We start from the raw sequence: 19,066 nt of genomic DNA on the forward strand, positions 1-19,066 counted from the left end.
GAAGGAATCCCAATGGCAGACGTCGCATTCTCACCCGGCAAGCCGTCGTTCAGTCCGCTCCGGATCCAGGATCGTTCTCTTGCCTGGCAGGTTGGAGCCGTCGTGCTTGGCACGCTGTTCCTGGCGCTGGCGTCCTATATCGAGGTGCCGATGGTGCCGGTCCCGGTAAACATGCAGACCTTTGCGGTGACCCTGATCGGCGCCCTCTATGGCTGGCGGCTTGGCGCGCTGACCATCGTCGCCTGGCTGGTCGAGGGGGCCATCGGCTTGCCGGTTCTGTCCGGAGGGGTAGGGGGCGCGTCGTATTTCGTCGGGCCGACGGGTGGCTATCTCTTCGCCTTCCCGCTTGTCGGCGCGCTGGTCGGCTGGCTGGCCGAACGCGGCTGGAACGGCAAAAGGGTGATGCTTGCCTTCGTCGCCATGCTGCTTGGCAACCTTGCCTGCCTTGTGCTTGGCACAGCATGGCTTGCCATCATGATTGGAGCCGAACAGGCCGTTGCCTTCGGCTTCCTGCCGTTCATCGTCGGCGGCTTGCTCAAGTCAGCGCTGGGTGCCGCGACCCTCATGGCCCTTCCCGGCGGCAAGGCGAAGCCGGCCAATCCGTGACGATCAGGCTGCGCGCCCATCACCTTCTTTGCCTGCTCACCTATGTGGGCAAGGGATACAGCCCCGCCTTCATCGCCAATTATGATCGCGTCGCGGAGCGCCTGAGCCGGGGCGAGGACATCCTCCTCGTTTCCGGCCCCGACGATGTCTGCGCTCCACTGCTCGACGAGCCGGAACCTCACTGCTTCAACGAGAGCGTCGTCGAGCGGGACCGGCTCGCCGCGCTGGATGTAGAGGAATTGCTGGCGCGGCCAATCCGTGTCGGCACCCACCTCGATCTCGACACGGGGACCTTAGCCCGGATGCGGCAGGCGTTTTCGGCTGGCCTTGTACGCAAGGCCTGCGGCGGCTGCGAATGGAACGAACTGTGCAGCACGATAGCGGCCGGTGGATATAGCGACGCGCTGGTGCAGCGGTCCGCGTCGCCAGCCGAGGGCTGATATTGGCCCCGAGCCTTAGCGGTCGAAGCCGAGCTCAAGGGTCGAAGCTGTGATATATTCGGCGCTGCGCAGGGCCATGGCCGAAATTCAAATCGGAAAACTGCCCCCTGTCGCCATGGTTTGTTAATCGGGTGCCCGGATTGTGAATTCGAGGCGGATTGAAGCGCGACCCCAAAAAGGCCATGCTTTGCCTGGAAAGATCGAGTCTACGCCGATCCCGCTGACGCGGAGATGGCGCCTGGCTGAAAGGGATACGATGCGGCAAGGATGTGCGCGCTGGCTGACAAGGCTGGCAATTGTGACAGGCATGGCGATCTCGGCTTTGCCGGCCTATGCCAAGCAGACCAGCGAACCGGTCAAGATCACGTCGTTTTCGGGCGCCTATCTGGCAGCCCGGATCGCCGAAGGCGATAACGACCTCGACAGCGCCATCGCCTACTACAAGCAAGCATTGGCCTTTGACCCGAGCGACACCGGCCTGCAGCAGAGCCTGATGCTGTCGCTGATCGCGCAAGGGCGCTTCGACGAGTCCCTGGTCTATGCCGACAAGCTCAAGGAAGTGCCTGACGTCGAGCGTTTCTCGCGGTTGGCGCTCGCCGTCGATTCCTTCCACAAGAAGGATTTCACCAAGGCGCAGTACTGGCTCAAGCTGTCGCTGGAATCCGATCTCGACCGGCTGATCTCCGGGGTGATGTCCGGCTGGGCGCAGCAAGGCGCCGGCGAGCCTGCCGATGCGATGGCGTCCATCGACAAGCTGCAGGGGCCGGATTGGTTCGGCCTGTTCAAGTCGTTCCACCGTGCCCTGATCGCTGATGCATCCGGCATGCCCGAAAAGGCCGAGGCGATCTATGCCGCGACCATGCAGGACACCGCCGCCGGTGGTGCCGCTCCCGAAACCTGGATGCGCAACGCCCAGGCTTACGCCTCGTTCCTGGCTCGCAAGGGCGACAAGACCAAGGCCCTGTCGGTGCTCGACCAGGCCGAGGCGTTTTCGCCGGGCAAGCTGGAAATCGTCGCCTTGCGCGACCGAATTGCAAAAGGCGACAAGATTGCGCCGCTGGTTGCCGGTCCATCCGATGGCGCCTCCGAAATCCTGCTCGACCTCGCCACCGCGCTCAACCGTGGTGGCGGCGAGCCCTTCGTCCGCCTCTATCTGCAATATGCGCTTGCTTTGAAGCCAGATAGCGACGCTGCCCTTGTGCAACTCGCCGCCGTGTCCGAGCAATTGAAGGACGGCGAAGGTGCCATCGCGCTCTATCGCCGGATTCCCGCCGCTTCGCCGCTGAAGGAGCTTTCGGACCTGCAACTCGGCCTCAATCTTGCCGATCTCGACCGTCACGAAGAAGCGATCACCCATCTGAAAGCCTTGGTCGACGCCCATCCCAATGACATGCGCGCCTATCTGGCGCTCGGTGGCGTCTATTCCTCGAAGGACGATTTCCGTTCGGCCGCCACTCTCTACGATAAGGCCGTCGAGGTGCTGAAGGCGCCGACCGCGGCCAACTGGAACATCTTCTACCAGCGCGGCATCGCTTATGAGCGCCTGAAGGAATGGCCCAAGGCCGAGCCGAACTTCCGCAAGGCGCTGGAACTGTTCCCCGACCAGCCGCAAGTGCTGAACTATCTCGGCTATTCCTGGGTCGACATGAACATGAACCTCAAGGAAGGCCTGGCGATGATTCAAAAGGCCGTCGACCTCAGGCCGAGCGACGGTTACATCGTCGATTCGCTGGGTTGGGCCTATTTCCGCCTCGGCAGGTTCGATGACGCGGTGCGCGAAATGGAACGCGCCGTGTCGCTGAAGCCGGAAGATCCGGTTCTCAACGATCACCTCGGCGACGCCTACTGGCGCGTCGGCCGCAAGCTGGAAGCCACCTTCCAGTGGAACCAGGCTCGCGACCTGAAGCCGGATCCCGATGTGCTGGCCAACTTGCAGCAGAAGCTGATGAAGGGCCTGCCGCCGATCGAATCCAACACGGCGCAGGAGACCCCGAAGGTCAAGCCGGAGCCGGTGCCCGCCCCGAAGGGATGAAGTCAGCCATTTGAATTCAACGCAAGCGGGGCTCTTTCGGAGTCCCGTTTTCGTTTGAACCGTATTAGGCTGGCTGCCTCAGAAGAGCTTGCGATAGACGACGAAGCCGGAGTGTTCGGCGACCTTGTCGTAAAGCTTCATCGCCGTGTGATTGGTCTCATGCGTCAGCCAGTACACGCGGCCCGAGCCGGCCGCCTGGGCGCGCTCGTAGACGCCCTCGATCAGCGCCCGTCCGATGCCTTTGCCACGCGATGCCTGCGTGGTGAAAAGGTCCTGCAGATAGCAATTCGGTGCGATCGCCGTGGTGCTGCGATGGAAGAGATAGTGCACGAGGCCGAGAAGCTGTCCCTCGCCTTCGGCCACCAGCGCGTGGACCGGCTCATAGGCATCGAAGAAACGAGACCATGTCATCTGGGTAATCTCACCCGGCAGGGCCGTTTCGCCCGAGCGGCCATAAAATGCATTGTAGCCATCCCACAGCGGCAGCCATTGCTCGAAATCCTGTCGCGCGACAGGGCGGATGACGATCGGGCTGGGCATGGCTGAAACCTGTTGTCGTTGCTGCACAGGCAAACAGAGCGTAGGCCCGAGAGATGGGCAATGGGCCAGCCCCTGCAAAGCTTTCAACATTGTCCATAATGTCGGGGTGACGGCATCGGCGTGCCTTGCTTGACGCTTTGCTGCTGGGTCTCTAGGACGTGCCGGCAAGCTAGCCTGTGCTGTCGAGGCCACCCGTGACAATTGAAATCCCCGCCCATATGCATCCCAGCCGCTCGTTCCAGGGGCTGATCCTGACCTTGCACAACTATTGGGCGGCCTATGGCTGCGTCATCCTGCAGCCCTACGACATGGAAGTCGGCGCCGGCACGTTTCATCCGGCAACGACGCTGCGCGCGCTCGGCCCAAAACGCTGGAACGCTGCCTATGTCCAACCCTCGCGTCGTCCCAAGGATGGCCGCTATGGCGAGAACCCGAACCGGCTGCAGCATTATTACCAGTACCAGGTGATCCTGAAGCCGAACCCGCCCAATTTGCAGGAGCTCTATCTCGGCTCGCTGGCGGCGATCGGCGTCGATCCGCTGCTGCACGACATCCGCTTCGTCGAGGATGATTGGGAAAGCCCGACGCTGGGCGCCTGGGGTCTCGGCTGGGAATGCTGGTGCGACGGCATGGAAGTCTCGCAGTTCACCTATTTCCAGCAGGTCTGCGGCATCGAATGCGCGCCTGTGGCCGGCGAACTAACTTACGGGCTGGAGCGGCTGGCCATGTATGTGCAGGGGGTCGACAATGTCTACGACCTCAATTTCAACGGCCGCGAAGGCGCCGACAAGGTCACCTATGGCGATGTCTTCCTGCAGGCCGAGCAGGAATATTCGCGCCACAATTTCGAATACGCCAACACGGCGATGCTTCTGCGCCACTTCGAGGACGCCGAGGCCGAGTGCAAGGCGCTGCTCGACGCCGGCGCGCCGGCATCGAACGACAATCTGCCGATGCACCGCATGGTTTTCCCGGCCTACGACCAGTGCATCAAGGCCAGCCATGTCTTCAACCTGCTCGACGCACGCGGCGTGATTTCGGTCACCGAGCGGCAGAGCTATATCCTGCGGGTGCGCAATCTGGCCAAGGCTTGCGGTGAGGCATTTTTGAAGACGCAGGCGGGTGGCTTGGCGGCCTGAGTCTCAGGCCCGCTTCATCATCTCGAAGGAAGCTTTGATCGGCAGTATGTTCTGGCTGCTGGCACCGTCGATCGTGCGCAATGCCTGTCGAACGCCTGGCATCGAGAAGGCACCGTGAGCCTGCGCGGTGAAGCAGGCGCCGAGTGCGAGGATCTGCAGAAGTCTGGATGCCGTTTTCATGATCGTTGAGCCAAATGTTCCCTGCCTGAGCGTGGGTCGCTTCAGCGCTGCGTTCGGTTCATGGAAATCTTTGATCCAAGGACGGGTGGCGTGGTCTCGTCCCGACAGGGCGGTCAAAATTTGTGTAAAGGGTGACAGCAGCCAGCCGAGTTGCTATGCCCCGCCCGGACCACTCTCCCGCATGAGCTGACCCCGATGCCTGACCTGCTTCTAGAACTTCGCTCCGAGGAAATCCCTGCGCGCATGCAGCGCAAGGCGGCGGGTGATCTCAGGAAGATGCTGACCGACGGTTTGGTCGAGGCGGGACTGACCTATGAGGCGGCGCGCGAGTACTGGACGCCGCGGCGGCAGACCCTCGACATCAGGGGCCTGACCGCGCGCTCGAAGGATATAAGCGAAGAGATCAAGGGGCCTTCGACATCGGCGCCTGAACAGGCGGTCCAGGGTTTCCTGCGCAAGGCCGGACTTTCCTCGATCGCCGAGGCGCATGTCCATTCCGATCCGAAGAAAGGCGATTTTTATGTCGCCCACATTTCGAAGCCGGGCAGGGCGGCGGAGGAGATCATCGCCGAACTGGTGCCGGGCATCATCCGCAATTTTCCGTGGCCGAAATCGATGCGCTGGGGGCCGGCCTCGGCCAAGCCCGGTTCACTGCGCTGGGTACGGCCGCTGCAATCGATCCTGTGCACCTTCGGCCCGGAAACAGAGGAGCCTGTCGTGGTCGATTTCGAGATCGACGGCATCCGCTCCGGCAACATCACCTATGGCCACCGCTTCCATGCGCCGGATGCCATCACGGTGCGCCGCTTCGACGACTATGTCTCCAAGCTGGAAGCGGCCAAGGTCGTGCTCGATGCCGACCGGCGCAAGGAGATCATCCTTGCCGATGCCCGCAATCTCGCCTTCGCCAACGGGCTTGATCTGGTTGAGGACGAAGGGCTGCTGGAGGAAGTGTCCGGGCTGGTCGAATGGCCGGTCGTGCTGATGGGCGAGTTCGAGGAGGCATTCCTCGCCATTCCAGCCGAAGTGATCCGGCTGACCATTCGCGCCAACCAGAAATGCTTTGTGACGCGGCCGCAGGGTTTCGACGACGCGCTTTCCAATCGCTTCATCCTCACCGCCAATATCGAAGCGAGGGATGGCGGCAAGGAGATCGCCCACGGCAATGGCAAGGTGGTGCGCGCCCGCCTGTCCGATGCGCTCTATTTCTGGACGACCGACCAGGGCGATTTGCCTGACCTGCGTGAGCTCGAGGCATCGGCGGAAAAATTCGGGCTTGATCTCAAGAAGCCGCTCGACCAGCGCATGGCCCGCCTCGACCATCTCGGCGTGACTTTCCACGCCAAGCTCGGCACGCAGGGCGAGCGGGTGGAGCGGATTGCCCGGCTTGCCGAGGAACTGGCGCCGATCATCGGCGCCGATCCGGCACTGGCGCGCCGCGCTGCCGTCCTGGCGAAGGCCGACCTCACCACCGAAGTGGTTGGCGAGTTTCCGGAACTGCAGGGCGCAATGGGCCGCAAATATGCATTGCTGCAAGGCGAACATGCTTCGGTCGCCGCTGCCGCAGAGGAACACTACAAGCCACAAGGCCCATCCGATTATGTGCCCAGCGATCCGGTGTCGGTCGCAGTCGCGCTCGCCGACAAGCTCGACACGCTGGTCGGCTTCTGGGCGATCGACGAAAAGCCGACCGGCTCGAAGGATCCGTATGCGCTGAGACGCGCGGCTCTGGGGGTGGTGAGGATAATTGTCGAGAACGGCATCAGGCTGACGCTTCGCACCGTGTTCGCGCTCAGTATGGCCCGATACGTGGTTGGCGATCATTTTCGGAAATTGGATCGGCAGACTGAGGCAGCTCAGCATTTGGCCGATCTTGGGGTAGGAGAGAAGACCGTTCGTGATTTGAACAAAATGGTTGAACGAGAACAGGCTCCAAGCCGGGCTGAACGTATTATCTCGGAAACCCAAGAGAGAGCTCTGCAAATAGCCGCTGACCTCCTCGCCTTCTTCCACGATCGCCTGAAAGTCTACCTCCGCGACCAGGGCGCACGCCACGATCTGATCGATGCCGTCATCACGCCGCAGTCCGACGGCTTGCTGCAGATCGTCCGCCGCGTCGAGGCGCTCGGCTCCTTCCTCGACACCGAGGACGGCAAAAACCTGCTCGCCGGCACCAAGCGTGCGGCCAACATTCTGGCCGCCGAGGAGAAGAAGAAAACGGCGGTCGCCGAAACCGTTGAGCCGGCGCTGTTGCGCGAGGATGCCGAGAAATCGCTGTTTGCGGCGGTGAATCAGGCTGAGAAGCAAGCCGGCGAAGCGATTCAAAACGATGACTTTTCCGGCGCGCTGCTCGCGCTTAGCGTGTTGCGCGAGCCGGTTGATTCATTCTTTGAGCATGTTCTCGTGAATGATGAGGACCAGGCCGTGCGCGCCAACCGCCTGGCGCTGCTCGCCCGCATCCGCGCGGCCACCGGTCAGGTCGCGGATTTCTCCAGGATCGCAGGTTAAGGCGAAGAAAATATTCTCTGCTGCCGGCCGTTCGAGCCGGCTTACAGTCATATGGCGATGATCTCTCCGTGGCAAAAGGGACATGTTCCCCAACCCCACGGAGGCTTCCATGAATTCCGATCACGACATCGAAGTGACACAAGAAACCCCGGCTTCCGCCGAGGCGCTTGAATCCGCTTCCGAAACCATCCTCGATCATGCCGCCGCCGCAGCGGTCGAAGCCGCTGACCTGTCTGATGACGACGAAGCCGGCGACGATGAAGAAGGCGAAGAGTCCGCCGAAGCTGCCACGCTCTCGGATGACGACGAAGATGAAGACGAAGAAGACGAGGACGAAGAAGACGCCGAGGACAGCGTGAAGGCTGAAGGCGACGAGTCCGAAGAAGACGACGACAAGGAAGAAGCGGCCTGATCTTTTCAGCCGCCGGTTCCATCGATGGCAAGGCGGCGCTGAGGCGTCGCCTTTTCCTATCAGCCGTCCCCGAAGTCGACTTTGTCAGCCCCCGGCGACGGTCAGTTCTCGAGAATGCTGACGCGCACGCTGTTTTCGTAGACATCGACCTGGATCAGCGGTTCGCCATTGACGATGGCGCGCTTGGTCGAGGAACTCATCGCGCCGCCGCGTTCCAGCATGCGTTGCAGGTCGGCGCGCTGGCCGTTGGTCCTGAACCAGCCATCACCCTCGTCGTCGCTGTCACGGCGGTGGAATTTGTGCCAGTTGGCGCGGTCCTGCCGCACCATCTGCGCGGCATTGTCCAGCGCATAGCCGTCACTCGCCTGATGGTCGCGATCGGAAATGCGCGCGACATAAGATCCCAGCATGTCGTCGGCGTGAGCTGCGACGACGCCAAGCAGTGACGCCAGCAGAAGGCCAGCCCCGGTTACGATTCCAGCTTTTCTCATGGTCCCCCCCTTTACCCCCTAGTGATGAAATCCCGTCTGCCAAAACCGCCTGGCGAAATACAGGCGATGGCGTCCTGCGGCTGACATAAACCGAAACGGGGTTTGCTTGGCAATGGTGCGCCGGTCGCCAGACCGCCGTCAAGTCACGCCATCGATGTCAGCCTGTCTTCAAGCCGGGGCTATTTGGTGTAGCCGTTGGGAGGCATGCGCTGACCTGCAGCCGGCGCCGGGGGACTCGGCGGGGTGGGTTGGTTCTCGGTCCCCGAAGGGGCTGCGGAGGCGGTGGCCGTTGCCGGCGCCGTGCCAGCGGCCGGCGCAGTACCTGTCGCTGGTGCAGCGGTTGGCGCCGGTGCCGGGAAGTCGGGACCGGTAACGCCGCCACGAATGACCATCGGGCCCGGCTGGAAGCCGTGCCCGGTCGCGGGCTTGTCCGGGATCGCCGCCACCTTTTCATCGGTGACGTCGGGCTGCGCTTCCCCTTTTGCCACCACCGACCGCGCATCGCTGGCGTTGACTGCATCGGCGGTTCCAGGCTGGTTGGGGGCGCCGATCCTGACGATCGATGGTGTGGAGGATGGCGTGCCTGGAAAAACCAGGGATGACGCCTGGGCTTCGCCGGCCGCAGCAGCAAGAATGATACCCAGCAAGATCCGCGCAGACACTGATATCGCTCCCCTTTGCCCAGAAGCTGTTCGATAGCAGGCCGGAATTGATGCCGGCTTTCGTGGAAACATAGCATTTTAGGGATTGATAAATCGCCAATGCTCCTGCTCGCCAACAATCGGTTACCCGACAACGACTTGCCCAATGGCCGCCATCGTACTACGCACCCCGCAGCTGTGAGGTGACGAGAGTGGCTGAAATACTTGCCTCGGGCGAGGCGCTGGAGCGGGCGCTGGCGCTGCTCATGGAAGGCGATGTCGTCGCCATCCCGACGGAAACCGTCTACGGGCTGGCCGGCGACGCCACCAACGGCATCGGCGTCGCGCGCATTTTCGAGGCCAAGGGGCGGCCGCGCTTCAACCCGCTGATCGCTCATGTCGCAGACATGGCGATGGCAGAGCGCCTCGCGCTGTTCGATCCGCTGTCCAGGAAACTGGCGCTGGCATTCTGGCCAGGTCCGCTGACGCTGGTGCTGCCGCAACGGCCCGGCAACGGCATCCATCCGCTGGTCACCGCCGGGCTCGATACGATTGCCTTGCGCATGCCGAGGGGCTTTGGCGGCGACCTGATCGCCAGGCTCGGCCGCCCGCTTGCCGCGCCCAGCGCCAATTCATCCGGCAGGATCAGCGCGACGACCGCGCAAGCGGTGGCGGCCGATCTCGGCGCGCGGATCAAGCTGGTCGTCGATGGAGGCGCGACCCCGATCGGGCTGGAATCGACCATCATCAAGGCCGAAGGAAACAGATTGCGGCTGCTGAGGCCCGGCGGCATCGCCGCCGCGGAGATTGAGGCGGCTATCGGCATGGAGCTGTTGCGCGGCGGCACCGCCGGTATCGAGGCGCCGGGCATGCTTGCCTCGCACTATGCGCCAGGTGCTGCGATGCGGCTCAATGCCGGCACGGTCGGCGAGGGCGAGGCTTTGCTCGGCTTCGGCAGCCAGAGGGCGCAAGGCTGGCGCCGCGCCGAAGCCTTCCTCAATTTGTCCGAAACCGGTGACCTGCGCGAAGCGGCGAGCAATCTGTTCGCCTATATGCAGGAGCTTGACCGCAGCGGCGCGCGGACCATCGCCGTCGAGCCGGTTCCCTTCGACGGGCTCGGCGAAGCGATCAACGATCGGCTGTCGCGTGCCGCCGCCCCTCGTGACATCCCACAACCCGCAACATAGTTTTTCCCCATGACCGAAATCACAGAGACACTCGATCCCGCTCTCATCGATCGCTTCACGGCGATCGTCGGCGACAAATATGCGCTGCGTGAAGAGCAGGATATCGCGCCTTACCTCGTTGAACGGCGCGGGCTCTGGCACGGCGCGACATCGTTGGTGCTGCGGCCGGGCAGCGTCGACGAAGTCAGCCGGATCATGCGGCTGGCGACCGAGACAGGCACGCCGATCGTGCCGCAAAGCGGTAACACCGGCCTGGTCGGCGCCCAGGTGCCGGACAGGTCCGGGCGCGAAATCGTCCTGTCGCTGTCGCGGCTGAACCGCATCCGTGAAATCGATGTCTTGTCCAACACGGTGACGGTCGAGGCCGGTGTCATCCTGCAGACGCTGCAGGAGGCGGCCGACGCCGCCGACCGGCTGTTTCCACTGTCGCTGGCCGCGCAAGGCTCCTGCCAGATCGGCGGCAATCTTTCCTCCAATGCCGGCGGCACCGGAGTGCTTGCCTATGGCAATGCGCGCGAACTCTGTCTCGGTGTCGAGGTGGTGCTGCCGACCGGCGAGGTGTTCGACGACCTGCGCAAGCTGAAGAAGGACAACACCGGCTACGATCTGAAAAACCTGTTCGTCGGTGCCGAAGGCACGCTCGGCGTCATCACCGCCGCCGTGCTCAAGCTGTTCCCGAAGCCGAAGGGGCGCGAAGTCGCCTTCGTCGGCCTGTCGTCGCCCGAGGCAGCACTTTCGCTGTTCAGCCTGGCCATGGACCGTGCCGGGGCAGCACTCACCGCTTTCGAACTGATCGGCAAGCGGCCCTATGATTTCACGCTGGCGCATGCCCAGGGCGTGGTGCGGCCGCTGATCGAGGACTGGCCGTGGTACGTGCTGATGCAGATTTCGTCCGGTCGTTCATCGGAGGATTCGAGAGCCTTGATCGAGGACGTGCTTTCGGCCGGCCTTGAACAGGAATTCGTCGGCGACGCCGTCATTGCCGCGAGTCTCACGCAGGGCGATGCCTTCTGGAATTTCCGCGAGCTGCTGCCCGAGGCGCAGAAGCCGGAGGGCGCCTCGATCAAGCACGACATTTCGGTGCCTATTGCATCGATTCCGCGTTTCATCGCGGAGGCTGCCGGCGCCGTGGCGTCGGTGAGCGCCGGTGCCCGCGTCGTCTGCTTCGGCCATATGGGCGACGGCAATCTCCACTACAACATTTCGCGGCCCGTCGACGGCGACGATAAGGCGTTCCTCGCTCTCTATCATCCCATGAACAAGGCGGTGCACGATGTGGTGCGCAGCCTGCACGGTTCGATCTCGGCCGAGCACGGCATCGGCCAGTTGAAACGCGACGAACTGATCGCCACCGCGCCGCCGATGGCGATCGATCTGATGCGAAGGGTTAAGGCCGCTTTCGACCCGGCCGGCATCATGAATCCGGGTAAGGTTATCTGATCCTTTCGACATCTTGTGGCTGGTGGGATTCCGATAACCATCCCTGAGATCAGCAAAATTTAACCGACTTTCTTAAGCGGGGCGGTAAGGAGCCCGCGCTACTGTCTCCATACAAACGAGGCTGGAAAAACCGGCCCGGAGAGAACCGGACACCGGCTCTCAGGAGACAGACAGGAAGGCCACTCTATGAACACCGGACTGAAGCCAGTCTGGGCGGGACGCAACATGCGTCTCGACCCATTCCGCCTGCCGCAAGTGGTGAGCTACGCGACTCGCGACGACTACGGCGATGTAACCTTCACCATCGACCAGCGCGGCGCCGTGATCCGCCGCTTGCTCGAGATGAGCGGCCTGCCCGCGATCATCGTTCTGCCCGCCAATGCGTTCCGCGGCGTTGCCGCCCGCGCCATGGAAGACCCGGACGGCAATGTCACGGTGACCCTGGAACTCCTGCACAACGACCCGATGCTGTCGGTGCCGCTGCTGGTGGCCGACGATCTCGACGATGTCGCAGCCGACTGGCGCGCCTGGGCCGACGCTTACCGTCTGCCGATGCTGCTGATCGAATCGGACGGCGTTGCCCGCACCCTGGAAGAATCGCTCGGCGCCGCCATCAAGACGCTGCCGCCGCAGGATAGGCGCAAGGGGCGGATTTCGAACACGCGCCGCCCGCGTTTCCTCGCTCGCCGCAGAGCAGGCGCCCTCGGTCTCAGGCTGGTCATCGACGGCCAGGAGATTATTTCGCGCGACTGAGCATGATCCCGCTGGGAATGCTGAAACGGGAAGCCGCTAAACCAGCGGCTTCAGCGCCACCCACACAGCGCCGCCGATCAGGCCGAGGAAGATCAGCCAGCCGACCTGGTTGTTCGACCTGAACAGTCGCAGGCATTGGTCCGGATTGTCGATATCCAGAACCGCGATCTGCCGCGCCATATGGGCGCCGGCGGCAATCAGCCCGGCCAGCGCCACCACCGGCGCCTGCGCCGACGCGAAGGCGATCGCAAAACAGATCAGCGCGCCACCATAAAGCCCTGCCAGCCACGACTTGGTGTTGTCGCCGAACAAGCGTGCCGTCGAGCGCACGCCGACGATGGCGTCATCTTCCTTGTCCTGATGCGCGTAGATCGTGTCGTAGCCGATCACCCACAGGATCGAGCCGATATAAAGCATGATGGCAGGCCCATCGAGATCGCCGAACTCGACCGCCCATCCCATCAGCGCGCCCCAGGAAAAGGCAAGGCCAAGCACCAGTTGCGGCCAGTTGGTTATCCGCTTCATGAATGGATAGATGGCGATGACCGCCAGTGAGCAGATGCCGAGCAGGACGGCGAAGCTGTTGAACTGGATGAGCACGACGAGGCCGACCAGAGCCTGCAGGACGAGAAACAGCCATGCCCGCCGGCGGGTCGCCTTGCCCGACGGCAGCGGTCGCGAGCGCGTGCGCTCCACCTGGCTGTCGATGTCCTCGTCGACGAGGTCGTTGTAGGTGCAGCCGGCGCCACGCATGGCGATGGCCCCGACCAGGAAAAGCACGAGATACACTGGTGCCGGCAGCAGTGAGAGCAGCGGGTCGCCGGGACGCGGATAGGCGCTTGCCGCCAAGGCCGCCGACCACCAGCACGGCCACAGCAGCAGCTGCCAGCCTATCGGCCTGTCCCATCGGGCAAGCTGCGCATAGGGCCATATCGAGCGCGGCAGCACGCGGTAGACCCAATGGCCGTTCGGCGCATCGGCGACACGGCCCTGGGCCGCTTTCGACTGGATGTTTTCCATGTCCATGGAGTGGCAGCAGCGGCAGAAACCGTCAAGCGGCAAGCGGGAGAGTGGTGCACGTCAGCCTTTCACGAGGCAAAGATGTCGCGGGTGGCGAACCAGTCCCTGGCCACCTCGACGAAGGCCAGCGCTGCATTCGACACACGCTGATGCGTGTCATAGGTGAGCAGGATCCGCTGCATGGGCAGCGGATCGGACAGCGGCTTCCAGATGAGCGGCAGGCCGTCATAGCTGCGGTCGCCGTGCGGGCGGGTGTAGCTGACCGCGACTCCGAATCCGTTGGCGACCATGCTCCGCTGCAGTTCGAACGAGCTTGTCGTCGTATCGGCCACCGGCGAAAGGCCGCGGCTGCGGAACAGGTCGAGCATGTGCTGCCAGCTGTGCGGCTGGTCCGTCGTGATCAGCGGATAGGCGGCCAAATCGGCAAGGCTGACCGTTGGCCGGTCCGCCAGGGCATGGCCTGCCGGCAACAGCGCATGCGGGCGAAGTTCGCGCAACAGGATGCGGGCGAAATGCGTCGGCAGGCTGAGGTCATAAGTCAGGCCGAGATCGATGGCCGCATCACCCAGCCGTCGTCCCAGGGTCTCGAACGTCTCGTCGCGAACGACGATTTTGACGGCCGGATAGCGTTCGGAGAAGGCGCGGATCAAAGCCGGCGCGAAGAAAGGCGCCAGATCCTCGAAGCATCCCAGCACCAACTCACCCGCGACAGCCGATTTGCTTGAACCCAGGCCGACGAATTCGTCCGTTTCGGTGAGAACCTGCCTTGCCTTGGCCACGACGGCGCGGCCGAACGATGTCGGCGACACGCCGCTTCCGCGCTGGCGGACGAACAGCTTCTGGCCGAAATTCTTTTCGACCGCGTCGATCGCCACCGAAATCGACGGCTGAGAGACGTTCAGCATCTTTGCCGCGCCGGTGACGCTGCCGTGACGCGCCACGGCAACCAGGTAGCGCAGCTGCGTGAGGGTCACACTCATAGGAGTACTCTATATGTCGGATGGAAAGTTATTATTTTACTGAATGAATTGATATTGCGATAATGGCTTCATTCCAAGAGGAGAACGCCATGGCTTCCCAGACTGCCACCATCGACGCCACCATGATCGACGCGTCCACGATTGCCGACTATCAGCGTGACGGCGCTGTCTGCATTCGCGGCGCCTTCAAGGGCTGGGTCGACACGATTGCCGCCGGCATCGAACGCAACATGCAGAACCGCAGCGCCACCGCATCCGACATCGCCAACGGCCGCGGCAGTTTCTTCGACGACTACTGCAACTGGGAGCGCATCCCCGAATTCGTCAGTCTGGTGCGGGGTTCGCCAGCCGCCGAACTGGCGGCGGCGGTGATGCAGTCGCGCACCGCACAGTTCTTCCACGATCATGTGCTGGTCAAGGAACCCGGCACGCAGAAGCCGACGCCCTGGCATCAGGACATCCCCTACTATTTCGTCGATGGCCGGCAGACGGTGAGCTTCTGGATTCCCATCGACCCGGTGAAGGAAGCGACGCTGCGCCTGATCGCCGGCTCGCACAAATGGGACAAGATGATCCTGCCTGTGCGCTGGCTCGACGACAGCAACTTTTATGCCGGCGAGGGCGACTATCTGCCGGTGCCCGATCCCGACCAGGATCCGTCGATGAAGGTGCTCGAATGGGAAATGGAGCCGGGTGACGCCATCCTGTTCGACTTCAGGACCGCGCACGGCGCGCGTGGCAATATGACCGCGGCGCGGCGCCGGGCGCTGTCGCTGCGCTGGGTCGGTGACGATGCGCGCTATGTCGAGCGGCCGGGCCGCACCTCGCCGCCCTATCATGGCCATGGCATGCAGCCGGGACAGAGATTGCGCGAGGATTGGTTTCCGGTGGTCTACCAGGGCTGAGGCGGCAGCCAGAATATGAGCGCCGGTATTCGAGGCCCATATTCTGGCTGGGGTAACGTTCCCGTGCGCAATTCCGATCAAAACACCCTGATGCCTTGACCCGTCGCCCGGAGAGCAATAGCGGGTGCTCCAAGAGACTGTTTCGAAATTCGCGCTGGCGAGTCATATGGTGGTGGTTTCGAGAACCGTAGCGGAGCGGACATTTGGTCCGTGAGCAACGGAAGCGCAGAAAACGCCATCAGATGGCCGCCAGAGCAGAATTTCGGCATCAAGAGGTGGCCATGAACGTTCTTCTTCTGGGCTCCGGCGGCCGCGAACATGCGCTCGCCTGGAAGATTGCCGCATCACCGCTGCTGACGAAGCTCTATGCGGCTCCCGGCAACCCGGGCATCGGCAGCGAGGCTGAGCTGGTGAAGCTGGATTTAGCCGACCACGCCGCCGTGGCCGCGTTCTGCCGGGAGAAAAAAATCGACCTCGTGGTGGTCGGTCCGGAGGGGCCGCTGGTCGCCGGCATTGCCGACGATCTGCGCGCCGAAAATATCCGCGTCTTCGGTCCCTCCAAGGCTGCCGCACAGCTGGAAGGCTCGAAGGGGTTCACCAAGGACCTCTGTGCCCGCTACGACATCCCGACCGCCGCCTATGGCCGTTTCAGTGATCTGGCCTCGGCCAAGGCCTATGTCGAAAAGACCGGAGCGCCGATCGTCATCAAGGCCGACGGGCTCGCTGCCGGCAAGGGCGTCACCGTCGCCATGACGCTCAGTGAAGCACAGGCAGCACTCGATGCCTGCTTCGATGGTTCCTTCGGCGCCGCCGGCGCGGAAGTTGTGGTCGAGGAATTCATGACCGGCGAGGAGGCGAGCTTCTTCTGCCTCTGCGACGGTACCACTGCGCTGCCCTTCGGCACCGCGCAGGATCACAAGCGCGTCGGCGACGGCGACACCGGTCCGAACACCGGCGGCATGGGCGCCTATTCGCCGGCACCGGTGATGACGCCGGAACTGGTCGAGCGCACCATGCGCGAGATCATCGAGCCGACCATGCGCGGCATGGCCGAACTTGGCGCGCCGTTCTCCGGCGTGCTGTTTGCCGGGCTGATGATCACCGACAAGGGACCGAGGCTGATCGAATACAACACCCGTTTCGGCGACCCGGAATGCCAGGTGCTGATGATGCGGCTGAAGGACGATCTGCTGGTCCTGCTCAACGCGGCGACCGACGGCCAGCTTGCGCATACTTCGGTGCGCTGGCGCGACGAGGCGGCACTCACCGTGGTGATGGCGGCGAGAGGCTATCCCGGCACGCCGGAAAAAGGCTCGGTCATCCGCGGCGTCGAAGACGCGGCGAGCGACGGTGTCGAGATCTTCCACGCCGGTACCGCCATCAATGGCGGCGCGCTGGTTGCCAATGGCGGCCGCGTCCTCAACGTGACGGCATCAGGCGCCACGGTCGGCGAGGCACAGAAACGAGCCTATGCTGCCCTCGACCGCATCGATTGGCCGGACGGGTTCTGCCGCCGCGATATCGGCTGGCAGGCCGTGGCGCGCGAACAGGGAACCTGAAGTTCCGCGTTGGCTCACCGCTGGCCGCGATCGAGTTCGGTGGAAGCGGTGCTGAGCGGATCGGACAAGGCAAAGGCAGCGTCGAGTTGTGCGGGCGAACGCCGCTCGGTCCGCTTCCAGGCGACATATTGGACAATGCCGAAACTCGGTCTCCGGGGCACCGTCTTCACGACTGGCATGCGGAAGCCGTCGCGGAAACGGGACCAGCGTGTGCCCAACGCTGCAACCATGTCCTCGAAAGTCGGCGGCGCGGCCACTGACGCATAGGTGATGGTGACATTGCCGGCGAGGCCGGCCTCGCGTGAGACCGGTAGCGGTATCGAGGCGAGATAGTCCGGCGGCACGTCGATAAGCCCACCGAACGGCCATTGCGCGCGCAGCGTGGCGGCGTCTGTCGGCGCGACATTGACGTCTATGTCGTTAGGCGTGCCGGCAACCCTGTAAGGGCAGCGGAAACGGCCGCAATTGGCTTGCGCCGAAAACTGCCAAAGTGCGTAGCCTTGCCAGTTGCCCATCGGGAAATGCACGTCGATGTCGTTGGTGTAGCGCGCATACCAGAGCGGCAGCCGCGACAGGAGCCGGTATCGGTAGCTGTTGTCGGCAATGTACTGGGCGGTCTTGCCGTTGGTGTACAGCACCGGGAAACGGCCGATGCGGCGATGCACCTGGCGTACGAACTCCTCGGCGTCGTCAAGCGACATCCATTGCGAGGGATCATTGCCCTCGATGTCGAGAGCCATGAGATCGTCCGGCGCAGGCCCGGCGAAATCGAGGAAATTGTTGGCCTGCTCGACCGGATTGCCGGGGCGGGCAAGGTGATAGGCGCCCCATTTCAGGCCGAGTGCCTTGGCCACCACCCTGCGCGTCTGGAACAGTTCGCGCGTCACCGCATGACGTTTCCACAGCGCCTTGCAAAGCTTCACCTCGATGTCGTTGCCCAAGCAGAAATAGGCCGGCGGCATGCCGTCGGAGGCTTTGTTGATGAAGCCGACGACCCGCTTGTCGGTGGCGAGCTGGGCCCAGTCGATGGAATTGTATTCGTAGGCATCGACGACCAGAGCGCGGTCGGCGTTCTTCCACGGCTCGGAAAAATCCGAGGCCGTTGCCGCCGTCGAAAGCGCCATCGTCGCCGCAAGAGCGAGGAGCGCTGTGCGGCGAAGAAGGCGCACCGTACTTTTCAAAACAGGGAATCCCCGTTGATCAAAGGCAAATCCTGAACCGCCATGGTTAAGGATTTGCTTCGGCGGGAGACACGGCTGAGGTGGCCTTTGGTGGATCGACGATCAGGGTGAGATTTACCGGGATTCAACGACAAGCCGTTTGTAAGCATTCGCGGCTTTGCGTAGCGCTTCATTCGGCTCCGGCGGGTTCACAATCGCTGCCACCAAGGCGATCTGGTCCTCGATTGAAAGGCGGATGGCGGCAGCCTCGTCAATGGAGGGCTGCGCTGCTTCGGTGTGGGCAATACCGGTCTGTTCGTTTGGCATTATGATCACCTTTGGTCGAGCGTTCAGCACCGGCTGAATGGCTAGAATTCAAACGGGTCCGGCGCCGGCTCTTGCCGCAGCGTGCCTTCGGCGGCGCGTTTGCGGTGGTGGGCGAGCGAACATTGCGGCGAGCACAATATGCCGCGATCCGACCAGTAGGCGGCACCGTGGTCCAGTCTGCCCCCATGGTAGCAGAACCCCTCCGCTCGATAGGGCAGGCCGCATTCGATGCAGCGGTAAGCGTCGGGTCTGGCAAGCATGGGCGGTTCCGGTTGCTGGTTCTGATCTCGCGCCGGTCGATCCGGCATGGCTTGAACTTAATACGCGCCGCCCCGATTGCAAAATCCGCGTGACAAATTTGAGGCTTACAAAAAATGTGCGCGCCATGACCATCCTCCGGGAGCAGCTTGCCTCCGTATCGGGATGCGGCGTACATCTTCCTAGCGGCTCGCGAGGCGCGAAGCCAAGCACTGTCAGGACCGGCATCCTGCATCTGACGCCCGGCGACGTGACCGTTCATGGGTTCAGGTCGAGCTTGCACGAGTATCTTGGCGACGAGACGGACGTGAGCTACGAGACGGCCGAAGAAACGATCTCGCATCGCGTGGGTGATCGAACGGCATCGAGGGGCACGTCAGTTCGATGACGTCGCGGATCAATGCTAGGACGTAGACTCATTACCGCGTAGCCAGATGCGGATTGCGACGAGTTTGAGGGCGGCAAGATAGTTCTCAGCCAGCTTGTCG

General features: G+C 63.1%; 20 protein-coding genes. 11 read left to right on the forward strand and 9 right to left on the reverse strand.

Going from position 1 to position 19,066, the window contains the following annotated elements; genetic code table 11:
* Positions 1-12 precede the first annotated feature (12 nt).
* From NKJ04_RS07185 to NKJ04_RS07195, 3 genes are all read left to right on the forward strand, one after another.
* Positions 13-606: a biotin transporter BioY gene (locus NKJ04_RS07185; protein ID WP_352674101.1), complete on the forward strand. Its 594-nt coding sequence runs from the start codon at positions 13-15 to the stop codon at positions 604-606.
* Positions 603-1,046: a DUF1284 domain-containing protein gene (locus NKJ04_RS07190; protein WP_352609413.1), complete on the forward strand. Its 444-nt coding sequence runs from the start codon at positions 603-605 to the stop codon at positions 1,044-1,046. Before NKJ04_RS07185 ends, NKJ04_RS07190 begins: the two co-directional genes overlap by 4 nt.
* 256 nt (positions 1,047-1,302) lie before the next feature.
* Positions 1,303-3,078 carry a tetratricopeptide repeat protein gene (locus NKJ04_RS07195; protein ID WP_352609415.1) on the forward strand — a complete coding sequence of 592 codons (1,776 nt, stop codon included), beginning with the start codon at positions 1,303-1,305 and terminating at the stop codon, positions 3,076-3,078.
* A gap of 78 nt (positions 3,079-3,156) precedes the next feature.
* Here the strand turns inward: NKJ04_RS07195 and NKJ04_RS07200 are convergent, their stop codons facing one another.
* Positions 3,157-3,618, reverse strand: a complete 462-nt coding sequence (locus NKJ04_RS07200; protein WP_023808656.1) for a GNAT family N-acetyltransferase — start codon at positions 3,616-3,618, stop codon at positions 3,157-3,159.
* A gap of 218 nt (positions 3,619-3,836) precedes the next feature.
* On the opposite strand from NKJ04_RS07200, the gene NKJ04_RS07205 reads away from it, so the two are divergent.
* Complete coding sequence (locus NKJ04_RS07205) at positions 3,837-4,757, forward strand: glycine--tRNA ligase subunit alpha (RefSeq protein WP_056581147.1); 921 nt, start codon at positions 3,837-3,839, stop codon at positions 4,755-4,757.
* A 3-nt stretch (positions 4,758-4,760) separates the two neighbouring features.
* Here NKJ04_RS07205 and NKJ04_RS07210 read toward each other — a convergent pair whose 3' ends face one another.
* On the reverse strand, positions 4,761-4,937 hold the full coding sequence (locus tag NKJ04_RS07210) for a hypothetical protein (RefSeq protein ID WP_164755492.1): 177 nt from the start codon (positions 4,935-4,937) through the stop codon (positions 4,761-4,763).
* Between the two features lie 195 nt (positions 4,938-5,132).
* Between NKJ04_RS07210 and glyS the strand changes: the two genes are divergently transcribed.
* Both glyS and NKJ04_RS07220 read left to right on the forward strand, forming a co-directional pair.
* Complete coding sequence (gene glyS / locus NKJ04_RS07215; RefSeq protein ID WP_352550869.1) at positions 5,133-7,445, forward strand: glycine--tRNA ligase subunit beta; 2,313 nt, start codon at positions 5,133-5,135, stop codon at positions 7,443-7,445.
* Positions 7,446-7,554: 109 nt separating this feature from the next.
* Positions 7,555-7,857 (forward strand): ATPase, encoded by a 303-nt coding sequence (locus NKJ04_RS07220; protein WP_352674103.1) that lies wholly within the window; start codon positions 7,555-7,557, stop codon positions 7,855-7,857.
* 101 nt (positions 7,858-7,958) lie between these two features.
* Here NKJ04_RS07220 and NKJ04_RS07225 read toward each other — a convergent pair whose 3' ends face one another.
* Positions 7,959-8,348, reverse strand: coding sequence for a hypothetical protein (locus NKJ04_RS07225; RefSeq protein WP_023808652.1), 390 nt, complete (start codon positions 8,346-8,348; stop codon positions 7,959-7,961).
* A 179-nt stretch (positions 8,349-8,527) separates the two neighbouring features.
* Positions 8,528-9,010 (reverse strand): hypothetical protein, encoded by a 483-nt coding sequence (locus NKJ04_RS07230; RefSeq protein ID WP_128302477.1) that lies wholly within the window; start codon positions 9,008-9,010, stop codon positions 8,528-8,530.
* Between the two features lie 191 nt (positions 9,011-9,201).
* Between NKJ04_RS07230 and NKJ04_RS07235 the strand changes: the two genes are divergently transcribed.
* The 3 genes from NKJ04_RS07235 (at position 9,202) to NKJ04_RS07245 (ending at position 12,369) form a co-directional block, all read left to right on the forward strand.
* Positions 9,202-10,176, forward strand: a complete 975-nt coding sequence (locus tag NKJ04_RS07235) for an L-threonylcarbamoyladenylate synthase (RefSeq protein WP_352674105.1) — start codon at positions 9,202-9,204, stop codon at positions 10,174-10,176.
* Positions 10,177-10,185: 9 nt separating this feature from the next.
* On the forward strand, positions 10,186-11,616 hold the full coding sequence (locus NKJ04_RS07240) for an FAD-binding oxidoreductase (RefSeq protein ID WP_352674107.1): 1,431 nt from the start codon (positions 10,186-10,188) through the stop codon (positions 11,614-11,616).
* Between the two features lie 186 nt (positions 11,617-11,802).
* On the forward strand, positions 11,803-12,369 hold the full coding sequence (locus NKJ04_RS07245; protein WP_023808648.1) for a DUF6101 family protein: 567 nt from the start codon (positions 11,803-11,805) through the stop codon (positions 12,367-12,369).
* Between the two features lie 36 nt (positions 12,370-12,405).
* Here the strand turns inward: NKJ04_RS07245 and ubiA are convergent, their stop codons facing one another.
* Together ubiA and NKJ04_RS07255 are read right to left on the reverse strand one after the other, a co-directional pair.
* Positions 12,406-13,389 (reverse strand): 4-hydroxybenzoate octaprenyltransferase, encoded by a 984-nt coding sequence (gene ubiA, locus NKJ04_RS07250; RefSeq protein ID WP_023808647.1) that lies wholly within the window; start codon positions 13,387-13,389, stop codon positions 12,406-12,408.
* Between the two features lie 68 nt (positions 13,390-13,457).
* Positions 13,458-14,369: a LysR family transcriptional regulator gene (locus tag NKJ04_RS07255; RefSeq protein WP_352674108.1), complete on the reverse strand. Its 912-nt coding sequence runs from the start codon at positions 14,367-14,369 to the stop codon at positions 13,458-13,460.
* A gap of 89 nt (positions 14,370-14,458) precedes the next feature.
* Here NKJ04_RS07255 and NKJ04_RS07260 point away from each other — a divergent pair, with 89 nt between their 5' ends.
* Together NKJ04_RS07260 and purD are read left to right on the forward strand one after the other, a co-directional pair.
* Positions 14,459-15,274 carry a phytanoyl-CoA dioxygenase family protein gene (locus NKJ04_RS07260; protein WP_352674109.1) on the forward strand — a complete coding sequence of 272 codons (816 nt, stop codon included), beginning with the start codon at positions 14,459-14,461 and terminating at the stop codon, positions 15,272-15,274.
* 281 nt (positions 15,275-15,555) lie between these two features.
* Entirely contained in the window at positions 15,556-16,833 is a 1,278-nt protein-coding gene (gene purD / locus NKJ04_RS07265; RefSeq protein ID WP_128302482.1) for a phosphoribosylamine--glycine ligase, read from the forward strand.
* A 14-nt stretch (positions 16,834-16,847) separates the two neighbouring features.
* On the opposite strand, the gene NKJ04_RS07270 is transcribed toward purD, so the two are convergent.
* From NKJ04_RS07270 to NKJ04_RS07280, 3 genes are all read right to left on the reverse strand, one after another.
* On the reverse strand, positions 16,848-17,957 hold the full coding sequence (locus NKJ04_RS07270; protein ID WP_352674120.1) for a glycoside hydrolase family 25 protein: 1,110 nt from the start codon (positions 17,955-17,957) through the stop codon (positions 16,848-16,850).
* A 171-nt stretch (positions 17,958-18,128) separates the two neighbouring features.
* The gene (locus tag NKJ04_RS07275) at positions 18,129-18,320 is read right to left on the reverse strand and encodes a type II toxin -antitoxin system TacA 1-like antitoxin (protein ID WP_352628619.1); all 192 of its coding nucleotides are present in this window, start codon (positions 18,318-18,320) and stop codon (positions 18,129-18,131) included.
* Between the two features lie 41 nt (positions 18,321-18,361).
* Positions 18,362-18,580, reverse strand: coding sequence for a hypothetical protein (locus tag NKJ04_RS07280; protein ID WP_013532811.1), 219 nt, complete (start codon positions 18,578-18,580; stop codon positions 18,362-18,364).
* Positions 18,581-19,066 lie beyond the last annotated feature (486 nt).

The organism is Mesorhizobium sp. M0618, from assembly GCF_040320765.1.
Classification (GTDB): Bacteria; Pseudomonadota; Alphaproteobacteria; order Rhizobiales; family Rhizobiaceae; genus Mesorhizobium.

What these genes read in the sequence shown, in the direction of transcription:
- NKJ04_RS07185 (WP_352674101.1), top strand. Translation starts at nt 13, where the DNA reads ATGGCAGACGTCGCATTCTCACCCGGCAAGCCGTCGTTCAGTCCGCTC.
- NKJ04_RS07195 (WP_352609415.1), top strand. Translation starts at nt 1,303, where the DNA reads ATGCGGCAAGGATGTGCGCGCTGGCTGACAAGGCTGGCAATTGTGACA.
- NKJ04_RS07200 (WP_023808656.1), bottom strand. Translation starts at nt 3,618, where the DNA reads ATGCCCAGCCCGATCGTCATCCGCCCTGTCGCGCGACAGGATTTCGAG.
- NKJ04_RS07205 (WP_056581147.1), top strand. Translation starts at nt 3,837, where the DNA reads ATGCATCCCAGCCGCTCGTTCCAGGGGCTGATCCTGACCTTGCACAAC.
- NKJ04_RS07210 (WP_164755492.1), bottom strand. Translation starts at nt 4,937, where the DNA reads ATGAAAACGGCATCCAGACTTCTGCAGATCCTCGCACTCGGCGCCTGC.
- glyS (WP_352550869.1), top strand. Translation starts at nt 5,133, where the DNA reads ATGCCTGACCTGCTTCTAGAACTTCGCTCCGAGGAAATCCCTGCGCGC.
- NKJ04_RS07220 (WP_352674103.1), top strand. Translation starts at nt 7,555, where the DNA reads ATGAATTCCGATCACGACATCGAAGTGACACAAGAAACCCCGGCTTCC.
- NKJ04_RS07225 (WP_023808652.1), bottom strand. Translation starts at nt 8,348, where the DNA reads ATGAGAAAAGCTGGAATCGTAACCGGGGCTGGCCTTCTGCTGGCGTCA.
- NKJ04_RS07240 (WP_352674107.1), top strand. Translation starts at nt 10,186, where the DNA reads ATGACCGAAATCACAGAGACACTCGATCCCGCTCTCATCGATCGCTTC.
- NKJ04_RS07245 (WP_023808648.1), top strand. Translation starts at nt 11,803, where the DNA reads ATGAACACCGGACTGAAGCCAGTCTGGGCGGGACGCAACATGCGTCTC.
- ubiA (WP_023808647.1), bottom strand. Translation starts at nt 13,389, where the DNA reads ATGGAAAACATCCAGTCGAAAGCGGCCCAGGGCCGTGTCGCCGATGCG.
- NKJ04_RS07255 (WP_352674108.1), bottom strand. Translation starts at nt 14,369, where the DNA reads ATGAGTGTGACCCTCACGCAGCTGCGCTACCTGGTTGCCGTGGCGCGT.
- NKJ04_RS07260 (WP_352674109.1), top strand. Translation starts at nt 14,459, where the DNA reads ATGGCTTCCCAGACTGCCACCATCGACGCCACCATGATCGACGCGTCC.
- purD (WP_128302482.1), top strand. Translation starts at nt 15,556, where the DNA reads ATGAACGTTCTTCTTCTGGGCTCCGGCGGCCGCGAACATGCGCTCGCC.
- NKJ04_RS07270 (WP_352674120.1), bottom strand. Translation starts at nt 17,957, where the DNA reads ATGGCGCTTTCGACGGCGGCAACGGCCTCGGATTTTTCCGAGCCGTGG.
- NKJ04_RS07275 (WP_352628619.1), bottom strand. Translation starts at nt 18,320, where the DNA reads ATGCCAAACGAACAGACCGGTATTGCCCACACCGAAGCAGCGCAGCCC.
- NKJ04_RS07280 (WP_013532811.1), bottom strand. Translation starts at nt 18,580, where the DNA reads ATGCTTGCCAGACCCGACGCTTACCGCTGCATCGAATGCGGCCTGCCC.